Origin of the sequence: Amycolatopsis sp. NPDC098790, assembly GCF_044759945.1 — a bacterium.
Taxonomy (GTDB): Bacteria; Actinomycetota; Actinomycetes; order Mycobacteriales; family Pseudonocardiaceae; genus Amycolatopsis.
The window spans coordinates 82,977-102,634 of record NZ_JBIWAI010000002.1 but is presented as its reverse complement, the minus strand read 5'-3'; the positions used below and the strand labels follow the sequence as shown (position 1 = coordinate 102,634).

Sequence of the window (19,658 nt, the reverse complement as noted above, 5' to 3'; positions counted from 1 at the left end):
CCCTCACCGCAGCCGAGGCCGCACCACCCGCACCCGCGGCTGCCCCAGCCGACAACGCGGCGACCACCAGCCCTACCGATTCCAGCAATTCCTACCCTCCTGACTTCCCAGCTCAGTACGAACCGCGGCCGCATCCCAGCCAGGACGACACTCCGGACAGTGTCGAGTCCACGGGCCGTTATCGACCGGTATGATCACACGGCTCCAAATTGAAGACCTCACGGTACGCGCCGGCATCTGATGCAACACAACGATTCAGCGGCCATCAGCTCGACGAGCAACCCCATTCGGCTCGGCCGATGGTTCATCGGCCGGATGGGTCCATCCGTTCTTGGATGCCTGCCGCTCCTGCGACTCAGTCAGCAGCGCATCAGCAAACTGCTGTCCTCGTTCAGCCTCGCTGAATCCCGCCATGACGTCGCGAACGAGGTTGCCCAACATGACCAGCTGTGGCGGTGTCAGCTTGTCACCAAAATCGATGAGCGTCTTCGCCGCCCGCACCCAACCACTGTCAGGCTCCCATTTTCGCACAAGCTCCACCAGCCGGTCCGGGTCTCCAGCAGGTGAGGATCCGGTAAGCCGCGGCGAAGGCGGCAGCAACATGAACAGCTCGGCCGCAGCTGGATCCCGCAGACACTCCTCCCGAAGGAACCGCATACGCGCTTTGATCTGCCGGTGCGCAAGCTCGTCGAGTTTGAGTTCATGGCGGGCATGTTCCACTCGCATCGCCGCTTCCAAGTCCTCCGGGCGCACCCGGACAACTACGGTCGCCTCCCGGAACTCTGCACCCGGCACCGAGAACGGAACCCGCTCCATCAGCCGGTTCGCCAGCAGTTGCCGCACCGATTGCCACCGCACCAGCGAAGACTGGCTCGTCACATCCTCGAACGCCGCTCGGACGTGGTCGGCGCCAGCCGTGCCAACCTCACCGTTCTGCGCTGCGTTGGCTATCGCGATACCAAAGAACCGAATCTGGACATCGAAGTAGAGGCCGCCATCCCGACTCGGCAGATACTCCTGGTGCTCCCACCTCTCGTACGGCTCACGGCCTCGATTCCGCCATCGCGTCATGCCGAGCTGCCCGAAGCCGCCCCGTGAGAAGCCATGAAGTCGTCGTCCACCTTCCCGGTGATGAGCGTGTAGAGCTGCTCGCGCTGCTCCGCCTCAACCGAAGGACGTTTGCTCCACTGGCGTACCAACCCCGTCAAGCGGTTCCGCGGCGACTCCTCGCCGGCGATCTCCGGACCCCGCACCGCCCGGCACAAGATATCGGCGATCCGCCCGCGATGTTCCGGGAACGCGACCGCTGCCTCAAGCCAGAACGGCAGCACCTCTTCCAGGTGGTCGTCACTGTTGCCCGGCGCCAGCAAGCTGCGCCAACCGCGGGAGAGGTCCTCGACCGTGGGCGCCGGCTCCTCTCGCTCGACAGGTTCGATCAACAACGACGGCTGCCGCGAATTGGCCGGAGGACTCATAAGAGCGAGCGTGCGGAACGACTGCCGACCGGCGGCAGCGGTCTTGTCGTCGCCACACCATCCGATGACAGCTGCAAACAACGCGTGCCGGACAGTCTCGTCGTCCCATAACGTCTGCACGGCCTCCTTCACCGCGCCGACCACGCGCAAATCGTCAGGCGAGTTCGCAGACGAGCGGCGTGCTCGTCGTGGTCCCGGCGTTGCGGTGCGGTACGGGTCCGTTCCTCGGCGGCTTCCCGGGCATTGGCGTCGAGGTCGGTCTCGAGCTTCCGCTTCGCCGCGAGGTGACCGGCGACTTCCCAAGCGGACACAGTCTCGTTGGCCGCATTGACGGCGTCTCGTGAAGCAGCTTCCTCTTGGTCAGCCTCTTCGACCCGGAACCTCGCGCCACGGAGCTGGTACAGATAGAGCAGGTCATAAGCAACGCCTTGCTGCTGATCGGCGACGCTCCTCCGCCGGTCCACTTCACCGGCGCGTTCTCCGAGTGCGTCGGTCCTGATCTGCGCCTCGGACCTGCTCGCCACGAACGCTGCGGCGAGAGCATGAGCCGCATCTTCCGCCCTGCCGAGGGCGTCCTGCGCCGCGAGGACTTCGGCATGCACAACCTCCAGGCGCCCAAGGCCTGTCACGGATTCGAGGCAGAATTCCCGCTCCGCCTTCTTCGCCGGTTTCGTCTGTAGCAAGGAAGCGATGGACGAAAGGCGTTGAGCCACGTTGTCGGCGTCTTCGGGCGCGGCGGTGAGCTCGATGAGCAGATCGATGAATTGCCGGGCCGAGGCGAACTTGAACATGTCCTCGACGCCGCCCTCGACGTGGTTCATCTGCTTCTGCGTGCGGAACAGCTCCGGATCCAGACTGCGGTTGACCAGCGCCGTCGTCCATTCGTGCTGCCGGCTGGTGATGACCAGATCGGCAGCCTGAGGGTGGGCGGCAGCCGCTTCCCGGACAGCGGCGAGGAAGGCGTTCTGCCGGAGTGGCGTCCCGGACTCGTCGGAGAGAGGCAGACGACCGGGCTCCAGAACTCCGGGCACCGCGTAGAAGGCGTAAAATGAGATGTTCAGCTTGTCCCTGGCCTTGTCCGCGTCCGCAGGACGGCGAAGATCCGCCCACTCGTACACCGCTCCGGTGACGAGCACGTGCTCCGCCGCGCCATCCAGCGTTCCGCTGGTCGCCGGGTGCCAGACCGCGATGGTGTGCGACGTGTCGCCGGTGTCCACGTAGTCGGTGAGGCTGCGCTTGGCGACGCGGCCGAGGAAGTCGTTGGCGTTCGGCAGAACGAGTGCGTAGAACAGGGAGAGCAGGGAAGATTTGCCGCCGCCGTTGCGCAGCCACACGACACTGTCGGCTGGCGTGACCGCGGGGCCGTCCGGCGCGGTGAAGTCGAGCGCGAGGTCGGTGAACCTCGCCGAGCGCTCGCCGACCGAGTGCAACCGGAGTTCCGCGAGGTGGTAGGTCAATCGTCCTCCTCGTCGAGTGGCACCGGTGCTACTTCGTTCCGCCGCAAGTGCTCGCCGCGCCCGATCGCGGCGAGGACGGTGTACGCGGGCTCGCTCGCCATGTCCTTGACCTGGATGCGGAATCGCTCGGTCAGGACCCAAGCGCCGCCGCTGGTTTCCGGCCGCGCCATGCCCTGCTCGGCGAGCCAGGCGAGGGTGTTGCGCACCCAGTACAATGTGCACTTCGGTGACAGCCGCCCGGCGCCACGGCCGCGCTCGCCGACCCGGTGCGCCGGCTTCTTGTGGTAAGCACGCCACGCCTCGTCCAAGCCCTCGTCTGGGATCGGCTCACCGGCCCCGTCGCGCCCGCGAAGCCGGTCACACGCGGCCCGCAGCCACTGCTCGAACTCAGTTTCCGGGATGCGCCGGACCCGCTCCTCGTCCAGGTCCGCCGGGCTGGGGTAGGCATAGGCCGCGATGCCGACCAGGACGAGACCGGCGAGCAGGCGGCCATCGCGCGTGGCGGCGTTCGGCAGATCGGCCACCCGGAACGCGAACGGCGATTCCGGGTTGACGCCGAGCACCAGCCCGAAGTCACCGTCCGACAGCACCCGCGTGTCCAGGCCGTGCAGAACCGCGTCCGTGGCGAGGCGGAAGTCCAGCTCGGTCCGGTACCGGCCGAGCACCCGGCGGTACTCGGGACTGCGGCCGGGGCGCTGGTTCGGCTGTAAGGCGAAAGCCAGCAAGGTCCCGAGATCGGTGTGGTCGGCCTGGGTGAGCGTCATCGTCGTCCACCTCGCTCGGTCACGGGTGCCGGGTCGGCATCGCGCAGGGCATCCGGCTGCGCCACCACGATGAGGTCGTCGCCGTCCCAGCCGGTCAGGTCCAGGCGCAGCCCGTCGGCATCGGCGGCGGCCCGCGGACCAAAGATGCTCGCCGCGAGATCGGCCGACTCCGGGCGTCCGGTCTCGGCTTCCTCCGGTGCATAGCACCACAACGCCGCCAGTGCGACGATCTCCGCCGTAGCCTGCCGGTCTGCTGTTTCGCCCGGCGCCGTGAGTGCTTCGGCCAGCAACGCGGAGAGGCGGGCGGGCAGGCCGACGTTGCCCACGACGGCTGCGGCGGCCTCGACGACTTCGGGCACGATCGTCGGCGGGTCGGCGTCGCCGATCTCGTCGGTGTCGGCGCCGGGATCAGTCATGGCCGGCTCACGCACCGACCACAGGTCTTCGACCAGCCGATAGAGCCGCGGCAATTTCGGTGGCCGCGGGCCGGTGATATCGGACAACCACCGATCCGTGACCTCGAGCGCAACGGCAGTGGGAAGTCCGAGCAACGGGTTCAGTACCTCGACGGCCAGGTCCGGCAGGTAGCCGAGGGCCGGAGGACGGAACGCCTGCCTGTCCTGTTCGTCGAGGAACACGCTGCGGGCCGTGATCACCCGGGCGTGGAGCGCCTGGTGTCTGCGCGCGCACTCGGTGAGCAGCCGCGCGATCCGTGCCGCGGCCGCGGTCACCTGCGCATCCTCCGCTTCAAGTGACTCCCTGACCTTGGCCAGCAACCGGTGTTCGGATTCCAACCTGCCCGCGATGTGGTCCCGCGCCAGTTCGAGCCGCTCGGGCACCTGCTCGGCCCACTCGTCGAGCACCGACCGCAGATCGCGTCGCGTGTCCTTGATCAGCCGGGCCAGGTCCTCCGCGAGCGACACTGACAACAGGCGAGCCCGCACGGCCGCCTTCTCAGCAGCGTCGAACGCACCCTTCGCGAGCTGGCGCTCCAGCATGAGTTCGTTGGCGATCTGCTCGTCTTCGACATCGAATTCGAGACCGCCGACCAGCGCGTTGATCGCGTCCCGGGTCGCGTTGACCACCACTTCCCCGCGGACCGGATCCTCCCGTTCCACCAGCAGCCGGAACTGTACCTGGCGCTGCCGGTGTCCGCCGCGATCGGTGTGGTCGCTGATCCGGTAGGTGAACGGCGCTTCCTGCGCGGGCCGGTTCAGCAGCCCGCCGATCGTGAACTCGGCCACCCGCCGGTGTTCCTCGCCAGACCTCCCCGGTGCTGCACGGCGGGCGAGGATTGTCAAGCCGCCGACCAGATCGTCGTAGGTCGCCTCCTCGTCGAATCCCTGCCGCGCGATGACCAGGTCGATCGCGGCGAGCGCGAGGGTCGTGACGTCGTAGCTGTCAGCCGGCCAATCCTGCCGACCGGCCGCCAGCACCGCCTCGACGATGGGCCGCGAGCGAAGCAGCGCGGCCACCCTGGCCGGGAATGTCGGATCCGATGGCGGCAGGTCCGCGAGTTCCTCCATCCGCCTCCCCCGTCCGACGACCGTTCGCGGCCGTCACGCAATCCGGATCAAGCTTCCCCACGACCACGGCTTTGACCGCCGAATACAGCAATGATCACGACGACGGTTCTCATTCGCATCAATTCCCCTTTGGATCATGGTGCGTGTGCGCTGTCGTCGAGCAGAGCTCCACTGTTACGTACGGGGCGCCCGCCGTGACCGGATCGTTTCAACTTTTCGCCGAATCGGCCCACCGGAACACACGCCTTGTCTTCCACTCGACGGTGATAGCGGACCGCGAGCCCTACGGCCGCCAAGCAGGTCGGTGACACTGAGTAACTTCAGAGCTCGGAGCACATCGGATCGACAACTGTGCTGGCGGTGGCTGAACTCCTGGACGAGGAGCGCACCTGCCCGGCTGAGCCGGGGCCCTCAACTGCTTGGAGAGCCAGTGCCTCGCGCCCCATGATTGATGGGCCTGCACAACGAGTCCGGTCGAACGGGGGTTCGCTACCCGTAGACAGCTGTTCCGCGGCCGAGGACCCGAAAGCGCTTCCGGCCCACTCCGACGTGCGTGGAACCGTCGTCCAGCACGACGACCCCGCGGTCAGATACTCGATCCGGACTGGGATGGCCAACGGGGTGAAGCGAGGAAGCCCAGAGTGCCGCTCGCTGTGATGGTGCCGTCCGCGACTTGGGCGGCGGTATACGACATGAGCTCGGCAGGCTGGATCACGACGACGTCCGCAGTACTCGCTTTGGCCAGCGCGAGGGGCCCGTCGGCGGGCACGCAGTCGGCCCGGTGGCGGCCCGACCGGACCGGGTCGGGTGGCCCGGTACCGCCCGTTAGCGTCGGTCACTGGCTGGACGTCGTGCTCGCCGCAGAAGTCGCCAGCATAGTAAACGATGCCAACAGCCACACTGCACCAGGAACTGGCGGTCGAGATGACTCGTCGTGACCAGGGCCAGGTCGTCGACGAGGTCCTTGCCGGCGCTGGACGTTATACATCGCCCCTGTGCGAGCACCCACTGCGCTGAATGAGCGAATGCTGCCGAACTCACCGTCATACGTCCTCCGAAGACGCATCCGGTCATTGTGATCCCGCATCGACCACTCGCAGAACCGGCGCCGCCTACAACCGGGACCGTCGACCTGCTCGCGCAGTGGATGGCCACCGGCAAGCCCACCCGCACTTCTCCCCACCCGACCACAGCGGCGGACTCCAGTTCGCCTTCTACGGCCGAACCTGGACCACCCGTCATCAAGACCGCGTGTCGTCACAAGGCTGGCAGCGCGACATGGCCAACGGCCTCGTCGCCGGCAGTGGTCGGATCGTCGCCGCGTACTTCGACGCCGGCACCTCCCGCCGCGTCCCATGGACACAACGACCGCGCGCTGCGCGGCTCATGGCCGAGATTGCCAGATCAAACAAGACAATCGATGCGATCGTGGTCGGTGAGTACGAGCGCGCGTTTACCGGCTCCCAGTTCGCCACCCTGTACGCCTGGTGCTTAAGGCACGGCGTCCAGCTGTGGCTGCCTGAAACAGGAGGTCCGGTCGATCTTGGCAACCGCGACCATCGGGCACTGATGTCGCTGCTTGCCGCTCAATCACAGCGCGAAGTGCTCCGCGCCCGCCACCGGGTACTGGCGGCGATGCGCAACCAAGCCATCCAGCAGGGCCGGTACCTCGGCGGCCGGCCGCCGTATGGCTACCGACTCGTCGACGCTGGCCCCCACCCTAATCCCGCGGACGCCCGCTGGGGCCGACGCCTCCAGCGACTTGCACCCGACCCCCGCACCGCGCCACACGTAGCGTGGATGTTCCAGCAGCGCCTGGCCGGGCACAGCGTCGCGAGCATCGCCCGGCACCTCAACGAGCGCGATATCCCCTGCCCGTCCAACGTCGACCCGGACCGCAACCGCCACCGAACCCGCAGCGCCTGGACACTGCGCACTGTCGCAGTAATCCTCGCGAACCCGCGCTATACCGGCCGACAAGTCTGGAACCGGCGCGCCACCGACACCAGCGGCCCAACCTCCACGCCCGCACTGTCCGCGAAGGTGGCGCATTCAGCACTCGTCACGGAGCAGGACTTCATCACAGCGCAGCAGATCCGAGCGACACGCACAGCCAGCGACGGTCAGCCTCGCCAGTTCGCCTTGGCCGGCCTGATCCACTGCGGCGTCTGCGACCGGCGGCTGGACTCGCACTGGAACCACGGACGCCCGACCTACCGCTGCCGCCACGGCCACACCAGCACCCAACGCGCAGGCCAGCTGCGGCCGAAGACGCTCTACGTCCGCGAGGACCATCTCGTCGACGCGATCAGCATCCAGCTCGGAGATCCAGGCAACGACGGCCATACCAGGCCGGAGCTCGACCGACCACGACACAGACGCGTGGCAGCAGCGCTGCGCGACTCAGGGAAGATCATCGTGTACGACGGCGCCGGATGGCGACTGGAGGAGATCGATTCGAGCTAAGCGACGACCGACCGCGTTTCGCGATCCGTGGGGTAATACTGTGTCCGAGGACCGAGTTGATCTATAACCCCACCCTGAAATTTGCCACGGACCTGCAGCTTGACTGACGCCCAGCAGCCCAACCGCGACGCGGGAGAATTCCCACGTCTACGTGTTCAAAGGGGGACTCGAACACATGTTCGTAGCATCCCTGCGCGGGATGCGTGTTCATGCGACCATCATAGCGCTGCTCACCGCCGCGGGGCGCTTGCAGCCACCAACCACCGGCGCGCGCGACGGCCCTGAACCTACTCGAGGTCGTGCGCGGCACGATCCCGAACAGCAACTGCCCGTTCACTGCGGTGGTTCACCGACGCCAGGCCGGGCCGCTAATACTCTGATCGAGACCCGGACAGCCGGTCTTGCGGGCGGCATCGACCGATCAGAAGCGAAGCAAGTCCGCCAACGTCAGTTCGGCTACTTCGAAGCGGTCGGGCAGCAAGTGCACGGGGATAGGATCGAGAGTCGAGTTCTCCTGATCCGGAACCACGCCGAACTCAGTCACCTTCTCGAAGCTCGCCCTTAGATACGCCGCGACTCGAAAGGCATCCGATTCCGTGAAATCCGCCGAGTTGAAGACCTCGGCGATGGCCAACTTCTTTAGCTTCTCGAACTCCTCGAACCGTTCCGAGTGGTAAGCGTCGATGGCGCTCCTGCGCAGTTGCTCCAGCTTGGGGAACCGCCAATCGTCGCGCTCTTCCTGGCACTCGATGCGCAGGAGGAGGAAGTCGCACCCCGTCAGCTGGCCGTCGGCCCCGTGCAGCCGTCCGTCTTCCATGTGCAACGAAGCCCGAGCCGCTGCCGGCAGGTCGTTCACGACAGCGAGGTAACCGGGACGAAGCAGCTCACCACCGCCGCCTGCGGAACTCAGGGCCTGGTGCACCGCCAGGACCGGGCGCTCCTTCTGAGCGTCGAGCACGGCGTTGATCCCGGTCGAGACCTTTTCGGCCACCGTTGCCGCGACGGAGAGCGGAGGCCCGATCAGGGAGGCCAGGCCACCGGCGATGGTGACCGCGGTGTCGAGCGGGCTGCCCGCCGTGACCTGGTAGAGCTCGGCTTCGACCTCGACCGTCCCACCGGCGAACGGGATGAGCGACGTCATCGGATAGTTGAGAAAGGCACCGGGCGCCGCCAACGAGGCTCCCTGCTTGGTGAACTTGGTGAACGACGTGTCTTCACTGCCGAGGAAATTCAATACCACTCCGCCGTGTAGTGCGGGGAAGTACTTCGTTGCCCACTTTTTCTGCTTGCCCAGGAACCCTTCCACCAGCCAGAGGCGGAGGTACCCCTCACCCCCTTCCAACGGCGCGCCGCCGGGATCGGGGAAGAACCGGACCACTGCGTGTTCCGCGTTGGCCGATACCCAGCCCTTCACTCGCTCACCCAGCGTGGCAGCAGGCATCAGACGTCGTTCTCCTTCGCAAGGTGGGGTGCCCGGTGGAACAGGATGGTGTCGAGCTCGGCCGACCAAGAACCGGCCTTTGGCAGCTCGGCCGCGGCGATCCGTGACCGCAACCGGGCTGCCAAGGTCAAGACCTGCTCCACGGCCGGCGGTTCAGCGGCTTCCGCCAGCTCGCGCCAGATCAGGTGGGTGACGAAGTCGGCCAGTTCGTCGGGCAGGGGCGGGATGATCAGCACCACGTCCACGCCGTTGTCCATCGCCGTGAGCGCGCACCCGACGAAGTCCGCGCGCATCTCCTCGAGCGGTCTTGGCCGGCTGTCCACCGGTTCCGCCTGGAGCACGAGCACCGCGGTGGGTGCGGCCGTCAGCGCGTCGAGGTCGAGAAGCGATTCACGGTTGTGGACCCGCCGGCTGGCCGCGGCTGTGTCCCGAGAAGACGGCACGCGGATGAACGTCCCTGACGGCGTCGGGACGGGAACGCCGACGATGTGCAGCAACCGCCGGCCGCCCAGGTCGCGAACAGGCAGATCAGGTTCGAGGTGCGCCGGGCCGTGGAACACACTGACCCACTCGGCCCAGGCCTGCGGGTGAACCCGGCGGCGTTCTCCGCGGCGCAGGCGGACCATGAGCGGACGGGTGCGCCGGGCGGGGTGCCCACGACCGACCCACTGTTCCCACGGGTGGCCCTGAAGCTCGCGCTCGACGTCCAAGGCGATGACGTGCGGGAGCCGGTTGCCCAGCGGCCGGGACAAGGTGATGTCGACTCGGCCGACCGGCATCGGCAGGCGTGCATCGGGCAGCCGGTACCGCCCGAACACGGCCAGGCCGCCGCGCCTCCGGCCAGGATTTCGCTGCCCAGGAGGGCGGGGATCCAGCTGATCGAGCCGGAAGGGTGGCCCGTTGGTCAAGTCGGCATTGGCCGACGAGGATCGGCGGATCCTGATCGTGTCGACGAAGTGATCGCCGAGGAATTGCAGCCCCAGCCAGGTCACCAGAAAGATCGCGCAGGCCAGCGGCACGAAGGACGCCGGAACGGTCGCGGGGTCGACCGCGCGGAAGACGGCTACGGCCAGAACGCCCAGGAGCTGGGTGAGGAGAATCGGCCGCCCGGGAGGCCAGCCGGGGGTCGAGACAAGCCTGCCCAGGAATCGACGCGCGTCCCGGAGACGGACGCGCATGCTGGACCGGTAGACACCGCGAATCGTCACCGGCTGGCTCCCCGGCCCGGCAGATGTCGCCGACCGTGCTTCCGGCGGCTCCTCCACCCACCGCCGGGCGAGCTCGGCGCCGCGAGCATCGCCACAGGCGCGAAAAGTCGCCTCCGCCAGGTTCAGCAGATGAGTACCGGATCTGGGTACGAGCTGCCGCACTTCCCCGGCCAGCAGGGCGGCGACCGCGCGGGCGCGCTCCGCATCGGGCACGTCAGGCAGGTCTTCGTACTCCGAGCGGAGTACGGACGACTCCCATACGTCGAGGTGATCCACGGGCTGCCAACTGCCGTCATCGGGAGGCGGCAGGTAGTCGGGGTCGCAGCGCCACTGGCCGTATCCGGTCCCCAGCTTCTTCGTATCCGGTTCGATCCCCTGGACGAGTCGCAACACCAGCCACGCCTCGTCCCGGACGCGTGGAGTGCCCTCTCGTGCGAGACGGCTGACCGAAGCGAATTCTACGGTCCGGTGCCGACGGCAAAGCCGCAGCAGAGCCAGTTCACAAGATTCCAGAGCGCGCGAGTCACCACCGTCGTGCGCGGCGCGGTTGCGGTAGTTCCGCAGCAACAAGGCGGCGTACTTGGCGTCTCCCCGGGCGGCGAAAGCGTCCGCTACGGCGACCACCGCGGGCCTGCTCAGCCCGAAATGCAGCCATTCCGTGGTCATCGCTGCTTCGGCGCGGAAGTCCACATTGGGGATCGAGTACGGCACTCGGTGGCACAATTCGTAGTCGATGGTCGCGCCCAGCAGGCGGTCGGCGTCCACGTCGAGGGTACGGACTCGTGACAACGCATCCTTCCGCCAGCTCTGCCATCGGGCCTCTTCGACCGGCTCACCGCCGCGGAGGGCGACGGCCAACCGCAGCAGTCGGGCCCGATCCGTCAATCCTCTCGGCGGCACCCAGTCGTGCCACCCCGGGTCCGCCGGCAGTGTGTCGGTCAGTTCGACCGCTCGCTGCGCCAACTCGGCGGCGTCGGCCGGATTCCCCTCTCGCAGCAGCAGACCGCTGCGGAGAATCAGTGCCTGCGCGGCGATCTGAGCTGCGTCGTGTCCGCTCAGCTTGGCCAGCACCAGGTCGAGCCTCTCCGGCTGCACCGCAGCCGCTGCCGCGGCTTCGGCTGCCGCCAGCACAGCTCCGGCGAAGGTGCCCTCCCGGATCAGGTCGGCCAGGTCGGCCCAGTCGACCGTTTCATGGTCGGCTCCCGCCGCCACCAGGCCACAGGCCGCCCGTACCGTCAGAGTGTGCCGCCGACGGGGATCCGGGTAGCGGCTCGCATGCGTGAGGACGGCGGACCACATCGCCTGGAGATTCGATCGTCCCCCAGGCACGCCAGCGGACGCGCCCGCCCGGCTGCCGGCCGGCAGCCGGGCGTGGATCTGCGCGGACGCCTGGGTTGCGTGCACCGTCGCGAGCAGGTTGGCACCGGTCTGCCCGCGCGCCGCCTCACCGGCCGCGACCCGCCCGGCGACCTGCATCGCCCAACCCCACTCGCCTTCGAGGAGGATTCGGCGGTCCAGGTCGTCCCAGACCGTGGCAGCCTCGGTGATCGGCAACATCCGCATCGCCGCCTCGACCACCTCGGACGGGACCTCACCCAGGCGGCTCCCCCGGATCAGCCCGGCCGCGTCCCGCCCCAGCTCGTCGATGTCGACCTGTGGACCGTCGCCGAGGGCGCGCTCCATCCGCTCGCGGATGTGCGGATCGATCTCGATGATCCACGGCCGGTCGCCGTGACCGCCCTGGCGAAGCCGGACCCACTCCTGCCCGGCGAGGGCGTCGAACACCGGTTCCGGGTCGAGGTCCATCCGTCGTAGCGCGGGACCGATCAGGTCGCGGTCGAAGGTGCCGAACGCGACGGCGACGGGCAGCGCGGTCGCGGCGTCCGGGTCCATCCGCGCGATGATGCGTCGCTCGATGTACGGATCTCCTGGCGCGTTGAGCAGCTCTTCCGGGTCCAGCGCCGGGTCGGACCGGACCCAGGTCGAGTAGCTTTCGAGGTCGAAGGGGTTGTAGCGGCGGGTCCCCCGGATCCATGAGCGTTCCAGGACGGCGGCGAGCAGCGTGGTCGGCACCTGGCGCGCCTTCGCGAAACGGCGGGCTTCTTCTTCGGTGAATCCCTCGACGGTCAGGACATCGAGGTACGGCCTCGGCTGCAGCGCCGGACTCCCGGACTCCTCGGAGCCGGGGACGAGTTCGCGTCGTCCGGCGAAGACGACGCGAAGAGTCGGCGCGAGCGTGTGCAAGCGTTCGAGCAGCTCGAAGGTCCGGTCGATGGCCGGTGCGGTGGTGCCCGGCGCATACAGCTTCGCCATTTCCTCGCACGTGTCGAGAACCAGCACCACCGGTCCGCCGATCCCCTCGACCAGCGACACGAACCGGCGGATCGCGTCGTCGATCAGCTTCGCCGTCCGGGCGGGGTCGGGAGCCTGCCGTTCGAACTCCTCGTGCAGTGACTCGGCCACGTCGTGGACGGATCGGTAGTAGTGCTCGGTGTCTCGCGAAGAAGCGAAGCCCACAAGCTGGTCGGTGAGGGCGACGAGCAGCTCGACGGGACGCTGTTCGGGATAACGGGGATCCAGGTGGTCGAAATCGATCCGCGCCACGGGGAAGGCGGACAGGTCGTGGTCCCGGGCGAACTGGCCGGAGGCCAGGTAGCGCAGCACCATCGTCTTGCCGACGCCCGCTTCGCCCCTCAGGTGCAGGGCCCAGGAGTTGCCGTTCTCGGTGAGCAACTTCCGCAACGAGGATTCGACCTCCTCACGGCGGAAGTAGCCGCGCAGGTGGTCGAGGTCATCCCGGGCGCGGTAGTCGCGATCGAGCCGCCACTGGGCCCTCGTCACGGCGTTGTCGAGCGGTCCTCCGATCACGTCGGCCACAAGCCGGGCCGCGGCGATCGTCGTCGCCGCCGACGCGCCGTGGCCTCGGCTGATGAGATCCTCGACGGCGTCGATGAGGGCGCGCCCGGAGGCGTCATCGTGGAACCGGCGCACGCTCAGCCACAGGTCCAGCTCGGGGTCGGCGTCGGATTCCCGCTCCACGAGTGCGCGGAAGCTCCGATATTCCTCGTGCAGCTCTCTCGCGCCCAGCCGGTCCCTGAGGTGGTCTCCGATTTCACGACGGCGCCGGGTACGGACCCAGAACGCTTCCTGCGGCTCTCCGACAGGCGAAGTCGTGATCCCGACTTCCACAAGTCCCGACTGGCTCAGCCGGTCGACGAAATCCCGGTACTCGCCGGGGATCTCAAGGGAGAGCTTGGTTGCGAGCAACTCGGTCCACCGCGGCAGCAAGCTGACCCGGCACAGCGTCCGAGCATCGAACTCGCGCAGCGCGTTGCCACGGGACCCCGCGCGCAGGCGAGCGAGCCCGTCGAGCAGTGCTTCGCTCAGCTCGTCGGTCACGGGTACAGCTCCAGGTAGCTGGTCCACGCCGCCTCGTCGTCAGCGGCGACGAACTTGTCGTTCAAGGCGAGCAGCTCGGCGATGAGGTAGAAGTCGTCGTCCCAGACCGCGGTCGGTTTGCCCTTCAGCAGCTGGAATGCCTTGGACAGCACGGCCCGGGGCGCGGTCGGCAGCGCCGCGTAGACCGGCCGCGTCTTCCCGGGTTCGGGATACAGTTGCGTCGGGTGCAACAGCACCCATTGGAATCCCACCACCGCCTCTTCGGCGGTCAGCGGGCCCAGCTGCGGGAACAGGAACCCGGGCATCGAGATCATGCGCTCGTGGAAGGCTTTCACGCTCAGCCCGTTGGGTGTCCCGACGGACGAGGTGAAGGCCACTGATGCGTCACCGAGTCCACGCTGGCCATACAGTTCGAGGTGTCGGAGCAGCTCGGCCGTCACACCCCACTTGTGGATGTCATCGGCCAGCAGCACCATGCGGGTCTTCGGGCCGAACGGCTCACCCAGGGACTCCGCGGCGCGAGCCACGGCGGCGAAGTCGGCTCTCAGTTTCGTCTGTGCGATACCCCAGTCGGGGGTGGTGGGATCGTTCCCGAAGTTGACGGACGCTTGCCGGAAAGCCAGCTCCGCCTCGTACTGGGTGTCTGGCGGTGGGTCGGTGTCGTAGTACCCGGCGAGGAGTTCCAGGCGGGGAAGGACCAGGCTCGCCCTCGAAGCCAGCAGGCCGATGTTGGCCAGGATCTGGGTGAGCAGGTCCTTCAACGTGTTCGGTGGCGCCGTCGACGTGTACGGCCCAAGCAGCAGCGGCAAGTGGCCACGCAACAGGAGCAGGTAACCGAGCTCGCGCAAGAGCCGGGTGCCGCCAAGCCCGGAGATGTCCTCGCCCACCGCCCCCAGGACACCGACCCGGTCCGCGTCCCGATCGGTCACGAGCCGCTCGACCTTCTCGAGAATCCCTGTCCGGCCGATGAACAACGGCGGCTCGCGGAGCATCAGCCGCGTCGCGAGATCCACCGCCCGGCCGGCCCGATCCGGGTCGATCGGGCGGAACGTGGCCGGTACCGAGTCGGCGACGAACAACGACGGCATCGCCCAGTCGAGCTGGTCGGCGCTGTTCGACGACGTCCGCAAGGCGGCGCGACGGCCCTGCGCCGCCGCTGTCGCCAGCGGCGTCCCGTCTCCGATGGCACCCACCAGCCTGCGGGTGTACAGACGGCACGCCTGCTCGCTGACCTCCCCGGAGACCGCGGACACGATCGGGATGCCACGCTGGACAAGTTCTGCCGCAAGGGGTCCGCCGTCGGAGGTCGCGAACGACCCGCTGCCGCACGCACTCAGCACGACGGCCAGGGGACGATGGCCACCGGTCAAGGCGGGAGCCAGCTTCTCGGCTGTCACGTCGCGATCCCGCCCGAGCTTGACGCTGCCCTTTCCGGCGACGTACGCGCCGTGGGCGACGATGTGCACCAGGTCGGGCCGGAACGCCGCGCAGGTTTCCGCCAGTCCGTCGAGGCCGTTGACCTGCACGGCTTTCGAGGAACACACCCCTTCAGCGTCGAACGCCCGCAGCAGTCCCATGAACATCGCACCCGGCCGGATCGTGTCGTCGACCGCCGACCCGCCCATCGCGAACAACACCCGGGGTGTCCGTTCCACCGTGACCACGTTGTCCACCTCGACGGGAACCAGCCGGGTGATCGCGATCAACAGCTCCGGGTCACCCGCCAGCGGCGCCGTGTCGTGGTGCATCGCCTCCCACACCAGCCGGTGCAGATCCGTCTCACCCACGGCCCAGCGCAAGCCCAGCTCGAGGCCACCGGCTTCACGGACCACCGGCGCATCACGCAGCTGCGGCCACACAGAACCGAGCAGGGCGTCGAACAGCCACTTGCCGTACTTCTTGATGTCGCCGCATTCCGGTGTCCGGCTCCGGATGCGGCCGAGCAGGCCGACAGGATCGTCCATGCCGGCGGGCACACGCTGCGGCTCGCCGGCGACGACGACCTCTTCACCGGCCATGTCGTAGGTGGCCTCGACCTCCGCCCCGCGAACTTGAATCAGCCAACCGGCCGAAGGTACCGAGGTGACGTCCACGACGACCCGGGGCAGGATCACGCCACACCTCCCGCGGCGAGCAGGCGATCAGCGAGACGATCGGCGAGTCCCGCCGGCAGCACTCGAGCGTCGTCCGCGAGAACTCCGGGCGCGCCGCTTCCGGCCAGTTCGGCCAGCAGGTTGCCGTGCAGACCGGCCAAGTCGTCCGGGGTGACCACGGTCCGGTGCCGTCGCGCCGCCGCCGCCAGCAACAACCTGGGCGCGCTGCGTCCGTCCTTCGGCGAAATCACCCGGTCCTCCCTCCCCAGCTGCTCGGCCCAGCCCATCACCAGTCCCGTTCCCTGGATCACTGACGGATCCGCGAAGGTGCCGAGCGCGCCACCGCCCACGGACAGCTCGAGAAGGCCGTTCGCGACCTCCGGCAGCGCGCCGAGATGGGCCATGGTGCGTTCCCTGCGCCCTGCTGCCAGGTCTTCGAGCTGGCTCAGTGCTTCCTCGGCGCCGAACAAAGGCTCCTTCGCGCCCAGCTGCCGAAGCAGTTCAACCAGCAAAGCCAGCCGCACGAGCGGAGCAGGATATGTCTTCGTGGCCTGCAGCATGAAGCCGGCCGGACCGAACTGCAGCTCTTCGATGGGCCACACCGCGGCCGGTCCGAGCATCACCACGGCGTAGGCGTCCGCGAACACTTCGCCCGACCACGCGCGCCAGCTGCTCCTCAACGCCTGCGGAACCGCCTGGGACAGCGCGTCCCGGACTGCGCCGTTCAGCCCGAGGTCGTGCTCCACGTGGTGCCCCGTCTCGTGGGCGGTGACCGCCAGCCACCAGGCACCTCTGCCTGCTCCTTCGGGCAGCGCGATGATCGGCACCGGAAGCTCGGTGATAAGCTCGTCCACGAGTTGGTCCCCGGTGAGCTTCAGCTCCCCCGGCACCGAGCAACGCCGCAGCACGTGTCCGTCCGAACGGTCGTCGACGAAGCACAACGGTCCGGTCGGCGGTGTCCGGAAGGCCCGTCTGAACGGCTCCTGCCAGCAGCTGAGGGTGATCGCGTCGGCCGAAGCCAGGAGATCGGCATGCGGCTGCCCGCTGAGCCGCTGGTCATACTTGACCGCATACCAGATCCAGACGGCACGCACCACGGCTGTGCACCGGTCGATCCTGCGGCAGCGTGCGTACTCCGCGCCGGCGTCGCTCTCCTGCTCCCTCTGGGCGGCCGCGATCCGGTCGAGTACGCCGAGCAACACGGACTCCAGGACATCGAGGTGACTGGCGAACCGTCGGAAAAGACGCTCTCCGCGACGGGCTGTGACCCACGTGACCACATCGTCCCGCGTGGCCGAGATCGTCTCCGCGCAGCGCGCCACTCGCGCACGCAGGCGGTCGGCAGTGACCGCGCCGGCGAGCAGCGATGAGCTCGAAGCCTGAATGTCCATCGTCCCCTTGGGTCGCTAGATCACCTTCCGAAGTTACAACGGCCGCAAACACCACCGCGGGCTGCGCTGTTCGGGTGAACTTCGTCGTTTGGTCCCGGGGCGGGCTGTAGCACGGCACGAGTTGCGGGCGACCCGAGAGGGCAACTTGGATCGTCTACTGCTGGGGAGACCACGTGTATCAGACACCACCCGGAAGCCAGGAAGTCTCGACCGAGGTCGTCGACAGGTGGCTCGTCCGCGCCTGCGAATCGCTGATGAGCACCTGGGACGACCGGAGCGGGAACTTCTGGCGGGACAGCTGGCGCGCCAAAGGGGACTCCTCCGACCACGAGACGCAGAGCCCGGCCGCACTCGGTCGCGGCAAAGGCGCCACCTCGAACAACCGGTCGTTCCAAGCACTGGTCGCTGCCGCCTACTTCTTCAGCGAGAACGACCTGCTCGCGCCCTCCTCATCCCTCGCGGCGAAGATACGGTCGGCCGTGGCCCAGATGGTCACCGAGTACTTCAGCCTGCCGTTGGACCTGCTGCGCGGCCACGGTGAAAACCGGGAAAACCCCTTCACCGACGCCCAGCTGCTGTTGTCGCTCTCGCTCGCGCTGAGCCCGGTCACCGCATTGACGTGCGACCTCGAGCTCTCCGAGGATCAGCGGAACAACCTGATCGACTATCTCCGCGAACTCACCGCCGTCGTCAGCGAACAGCTCTCGGACGACGGCGTCAAAGTCCACGAATCCGCGCGCACCCACCACTTCCTGACCCTGCACAGCGTCCGCGCCTTGGACGCCGCCGCTCGCACACTCGCCCAGGTCAACACCAGTGGCACCCGGGGCCCGGACGGGACGTTCCCGCAGGCGCAGTTGCTCAACCGGGTCCGTGACGAGATCGTGCAACAGCTCGGGTTGCACCTGCTGCCCGCTCCCGGTTTCGACTCGAGTTCGCTGGTCAGCTGCTGTGCGCTGCTGGCCAGGTTCACCGGTGATGCGGATTCGCCGCTGATCGAGCAAGGAGTCGCGGCGCTGGTCAAGGACCAGTCGCAGCGCGGCACGTGGACGAGCGCCGGCGTGCTCAGTTTCGGCGGGCGGCGCCTGGTGTACATCCCCAGCGTCGAGCTCAGCCTGGCGCTGTCCACCGTCACGCTCCTCGATCTCCAAGAGTCAGACATGGGCATCTACACGGCTGCACTGCCGGCCATGGACGCCTCGTTCCGGCTGGTGCAGAGCTCCTTCGCCAAGCACGAAGACGCCAGCGGGTGGCGCAACGACCGGACGAGAGCCGGCTACGAGATCGAGTCCTGGACCACGGCCGTGGTCCTGCAGTTCCTGTTCGCCTACCGCGAGGCACTGAGGCTCGCCCGCCAAGAACGAATCCTCCGGAAGTACCGCGCGACCAGGAGCGCGCCGGCGTTCCGCAGCTTCTGGGCCGACCTGACCTGGCTGATCCCCCAGCCGAGCCGTTACCGGATCCTGCAGACCCAGAAGCTGCCGGCGAGCCGCCTCGGAAAGTTCGCTTCACTCGTCGATCCGACCGAAGCCAACAGCATCGTGGACGGGATCAAGTCCGAGATCCTGGAGCCCACGTTGCGCAACGTCAACGAACGCCCGGTCGAGACCGCCTCCTTCCTCCTGTACGGGCCGCCGGGAACCCGCAAGACGTCCCTCGTCACCGCGGCGGCACGCGAGCTGGACTGGCCCCTCCTCACCTTGTCACCTCCCGTATTCCTCCGGCACGGCATCGAAGGTTTCGAGGCCGCCGCCGACGAGATCTTCGAAGATCTGATGCACCTGCGGCGAGCGGTGGTCCTGTTCGACGAGTGCGAAGAGTTCTTCAAATGGCGCCCCAGCGCGACCCCGATCGAGAGCCGGACGGTGGGTGCCTTCATCACCTCGGGCATGCTGCCGCGGCTGCAGCGCCTGCGGGAAAACCGGTGGATCGTCTTCGTGATCAACAGCAATGCCGAGAAGTTCGAACTCGACGACGCGGTGACGCGGCGCGGCCGCCTCGACAAGGCGGCTCGGATCGGGCACCCGGTGCTCCAGGCGCAGATGCGCTATCTGGAGTCCTGGCACAGCCGATCGACCGGCAGGAAGCTGGCCGACAAGCACCTCCGGTGGTTCTCGAAGCACCTCGAGAAGGTGGAGAACGAGATGAGGCCTCAGCGTGAAGCCTTGGAGAACCAGATCGCCGACCTGCAGCGGGAACACCCGGGCCGCGACGAGGAGTACCGCCACAAGATGGCGGAAATAGATCAACGAGGCGCCCAGAAACTGACGAAGGTCGTCACCTTCGGCTCCCTCGACACGCTGGCCGAACGCTGCCTCGGTGAAGGCTTGCAGAGCCGGATCACCAACTCGAAGATGCTGAGGGACAACCTCCTTCAGGAGTTCGAGCGTTCCGGCCCGGATTCGTTCGTCCCACCCGTCCGGGCGAAGTCCTGAACC

Annotated in this window: 11 protein-coding genes; 2 read left to right on the top strand and 9 right to left on the bottom strand. The window is 67.8% G+C overall.

Annotated features, from left to right (window positions below):
- Positions 1–255 precede the first annotated feature (255 nt).
- From ACIQWX_RS14610 to ACIQWX_RS14590, 5 genes are read right to left on the bottom strand one after another with little or no spacing between them, the layout of a single operon-like run.
- A complete protein-coding gene (locus ACIQWX_RS14610) occupies positions 256–1,071 on the bottom strand; it encodes a hypothetical protein (protein WP_400869895.1) in 816 nt (271 codons plus the stop codon).
- Complete coding sequence (locus ACIQWX_RS14605; protein WP_400869893.1) at positions 1,068–1,619, bottom strand: hypothetical protein; 552 nt, start codon at positions 1,617–1,619, stop codon at positions 1,068–1,070. The genes ACIQWX_RS14610 and ACIQWX_RS14605 overlap by 4 nt, the downstream gene beginning before the upstream one ends.
- On the bottom strand, positions 1,604–2,932 hold the full coding sequence (locus ACIQWX_RS14600; protein ID WP_400869890.1) for a hypothetical protein: 1,329 nt from the start codon (positions 2,930–2,932) through the stop codon (positions 1,604–1,606). The genes ACIQWX_RS14605 and ACIQWX_RS14600 overlap by 16 nt, the downstream gene beginning before the upstream one ends.
- Positions 2,929–3,696: a hypothetical protein gene (locus ACIQWX_RS14595; RefSeq protein WP_400869887.1), complete on the bottom strand. Its 768-nt coding sequence runs from the start codon at positions 3,694–3,696 to the stop codon at positions 2,929–2,931. The genes ACIQWX_RS14600 and ACIQWX_RS14595 overlap by 4 nt, the downstream gene beginning before the upstream one ends.
- A complete protein-coding gene (locus tag ACIQWX_RS14590) occupies positions 3,693–5,222 on the bottom strand; it encodes a hypothetical protein (protein ID WP_400869884.1) in 1,530 nt (509 codons plus the stop codon). The genes ACIQWX_RS14595 and ACIQWX_RS14590 overlap by 4 nt, the downstream gene beginning before the upstream one ends.
- A 1,278-nt stretch (positions 5,223–6,500) precedes the next feature.
- Here ACIQWX_RS14590 and ACIQWX_RS14585 point away from each other — a divergent pair.
- On the top strand, positions 6,501–7,688 hold the full coding sequence (locus ACIQWX_RS14585; protein ID WP_400869881.1) for a recombinase family protein: 1,188 nt from the start codon (positions 6,501–6,503) through the stop codon (positions 7,686–7,688).
- Positions 7,689–8,109: 421 nt separating this feature from the next.
- Here ACIQWX_RS14585 and ACIQWX_RS14580 read toward each other — a convergent pair whose 3' ends face one another.
- From ACIQWX_RS14580 to ACIQWX_RS14565, 4 genes are read right to left on the bottom strand one after another with little or no spacing between them, the layout of a single operon-like run.
- Positions 8,110–9,129, bottom strand: a complete 1,020-nt coding sequence (locus ACIQWX_RS14580; RefSeq protein WP_400869878.1) for a hypothetical protein — start codon at positions 9,127–9,129, stop codon at positions 8,110–8,112.
- Complete coding sequence (locus ACIQWX_RS14575) at positions 9,129–13,736, bottom strand: AAA family ATPase (RefSeq protein WP_400869876.1); 4,608 nt, start codon at positions 13,734–13,736, stop codon at positions 9,129–9,131. Before ACIQWX_RS14575 ends, ACIQWX_RS14580 begins: the two co-directional genes overlap by 1 nt.
- Complete coding sequence (locus ACIQWX_RS14570) at positions 13,733–15,850, bottom strand: CHAT domain-containing protein (RefSeq protein WP_400869873.1); 2,118 nt, start codon at positions 15,848–15,850, stop codon at positions 13,733–13,735. Before ACIQWX_RS14570 ends, ACIQWX_RS14575 begins: the two co-directional genes overlap by 4 nt.
- Positions 15,847–17,220 carry a hypothetical protein gene (locus ACIQWX_RS14565; protein ID WP_400869869.1) on the bottom strand — a complete coding sequence of 458 codons (1,374 nt, stop codon included), beginning with the start codon at positions 17,218–17,220 and terminating at the stop codon, positions 15,847–15,849. Before ACIQWX_RS14565 ends, ACIQWX_RS14570 begins: the two co-directional genes overlap by 4 nt.
- Positions 17,221–17,393: 173 nt before the next feature.
- Between ACIQWX_RS14565 and ACIQWX_RS14560 the strand changes: the two genes are divergently transcribed.
- Positions 17,394–19,655 (top strand): AAA family ATPase, encoded by a 2,262-nt coding sequence (locus ACIQWX_RS14560; RefSeq protein WP_400869866.1) that lies wholly within the window; start codon positions 17,394–17,396, stop codon positions 19,653–19,655.
- Positions 19,656–19,658: the final 3 nt, after the last annotated feature.

Coding starts and splice junctions, on each gene's coding strand:
- ACIQWX_RS14610 (WP_400869895.1), bottom strand. CDS start 1,071: ATGACGCGATGGCGGAATCGAGGCCGTGAGCCGTACGAGAGGTGGGAG.
- ACIQWX_RS14595 (WP_400869887.1), bottom strand. CDS start 3,696: ATGACGCTCACCCAGGCCGACCACACCGATCTCGGGACCTTGCTGGCT.
- ACIQWX_RS14590 (WP_400869884.1), bottom strand. CDS start 5,222: ATGGAGGAACTCGCGGACCTGCCGCCATCGGATCCGACATTCCCGGCC.
- ACIQWX_RS14585 (WP_400869881.1), top strand. CDS start 6,501: ATGGCCAACGGCCTCGTCGCCGGCAGTGGTCGGATCGTCGCCGCGTAC.
- ACIQWX_RS14580 (WP_400869878.1), bottom strand. CDS start 9,129: ATGCCTGCTGCCACGCTGGGTGAGCGAGTGAAGGGCTGGGTATCGGCC.
- ACIQWX_RS14565 (WP_400869869.1), bottom strand. CDS start 17,220: ATGGACATTCAGGCTTCGAGCTCATCGCTGCTCGCCGGCGCGGTCACT.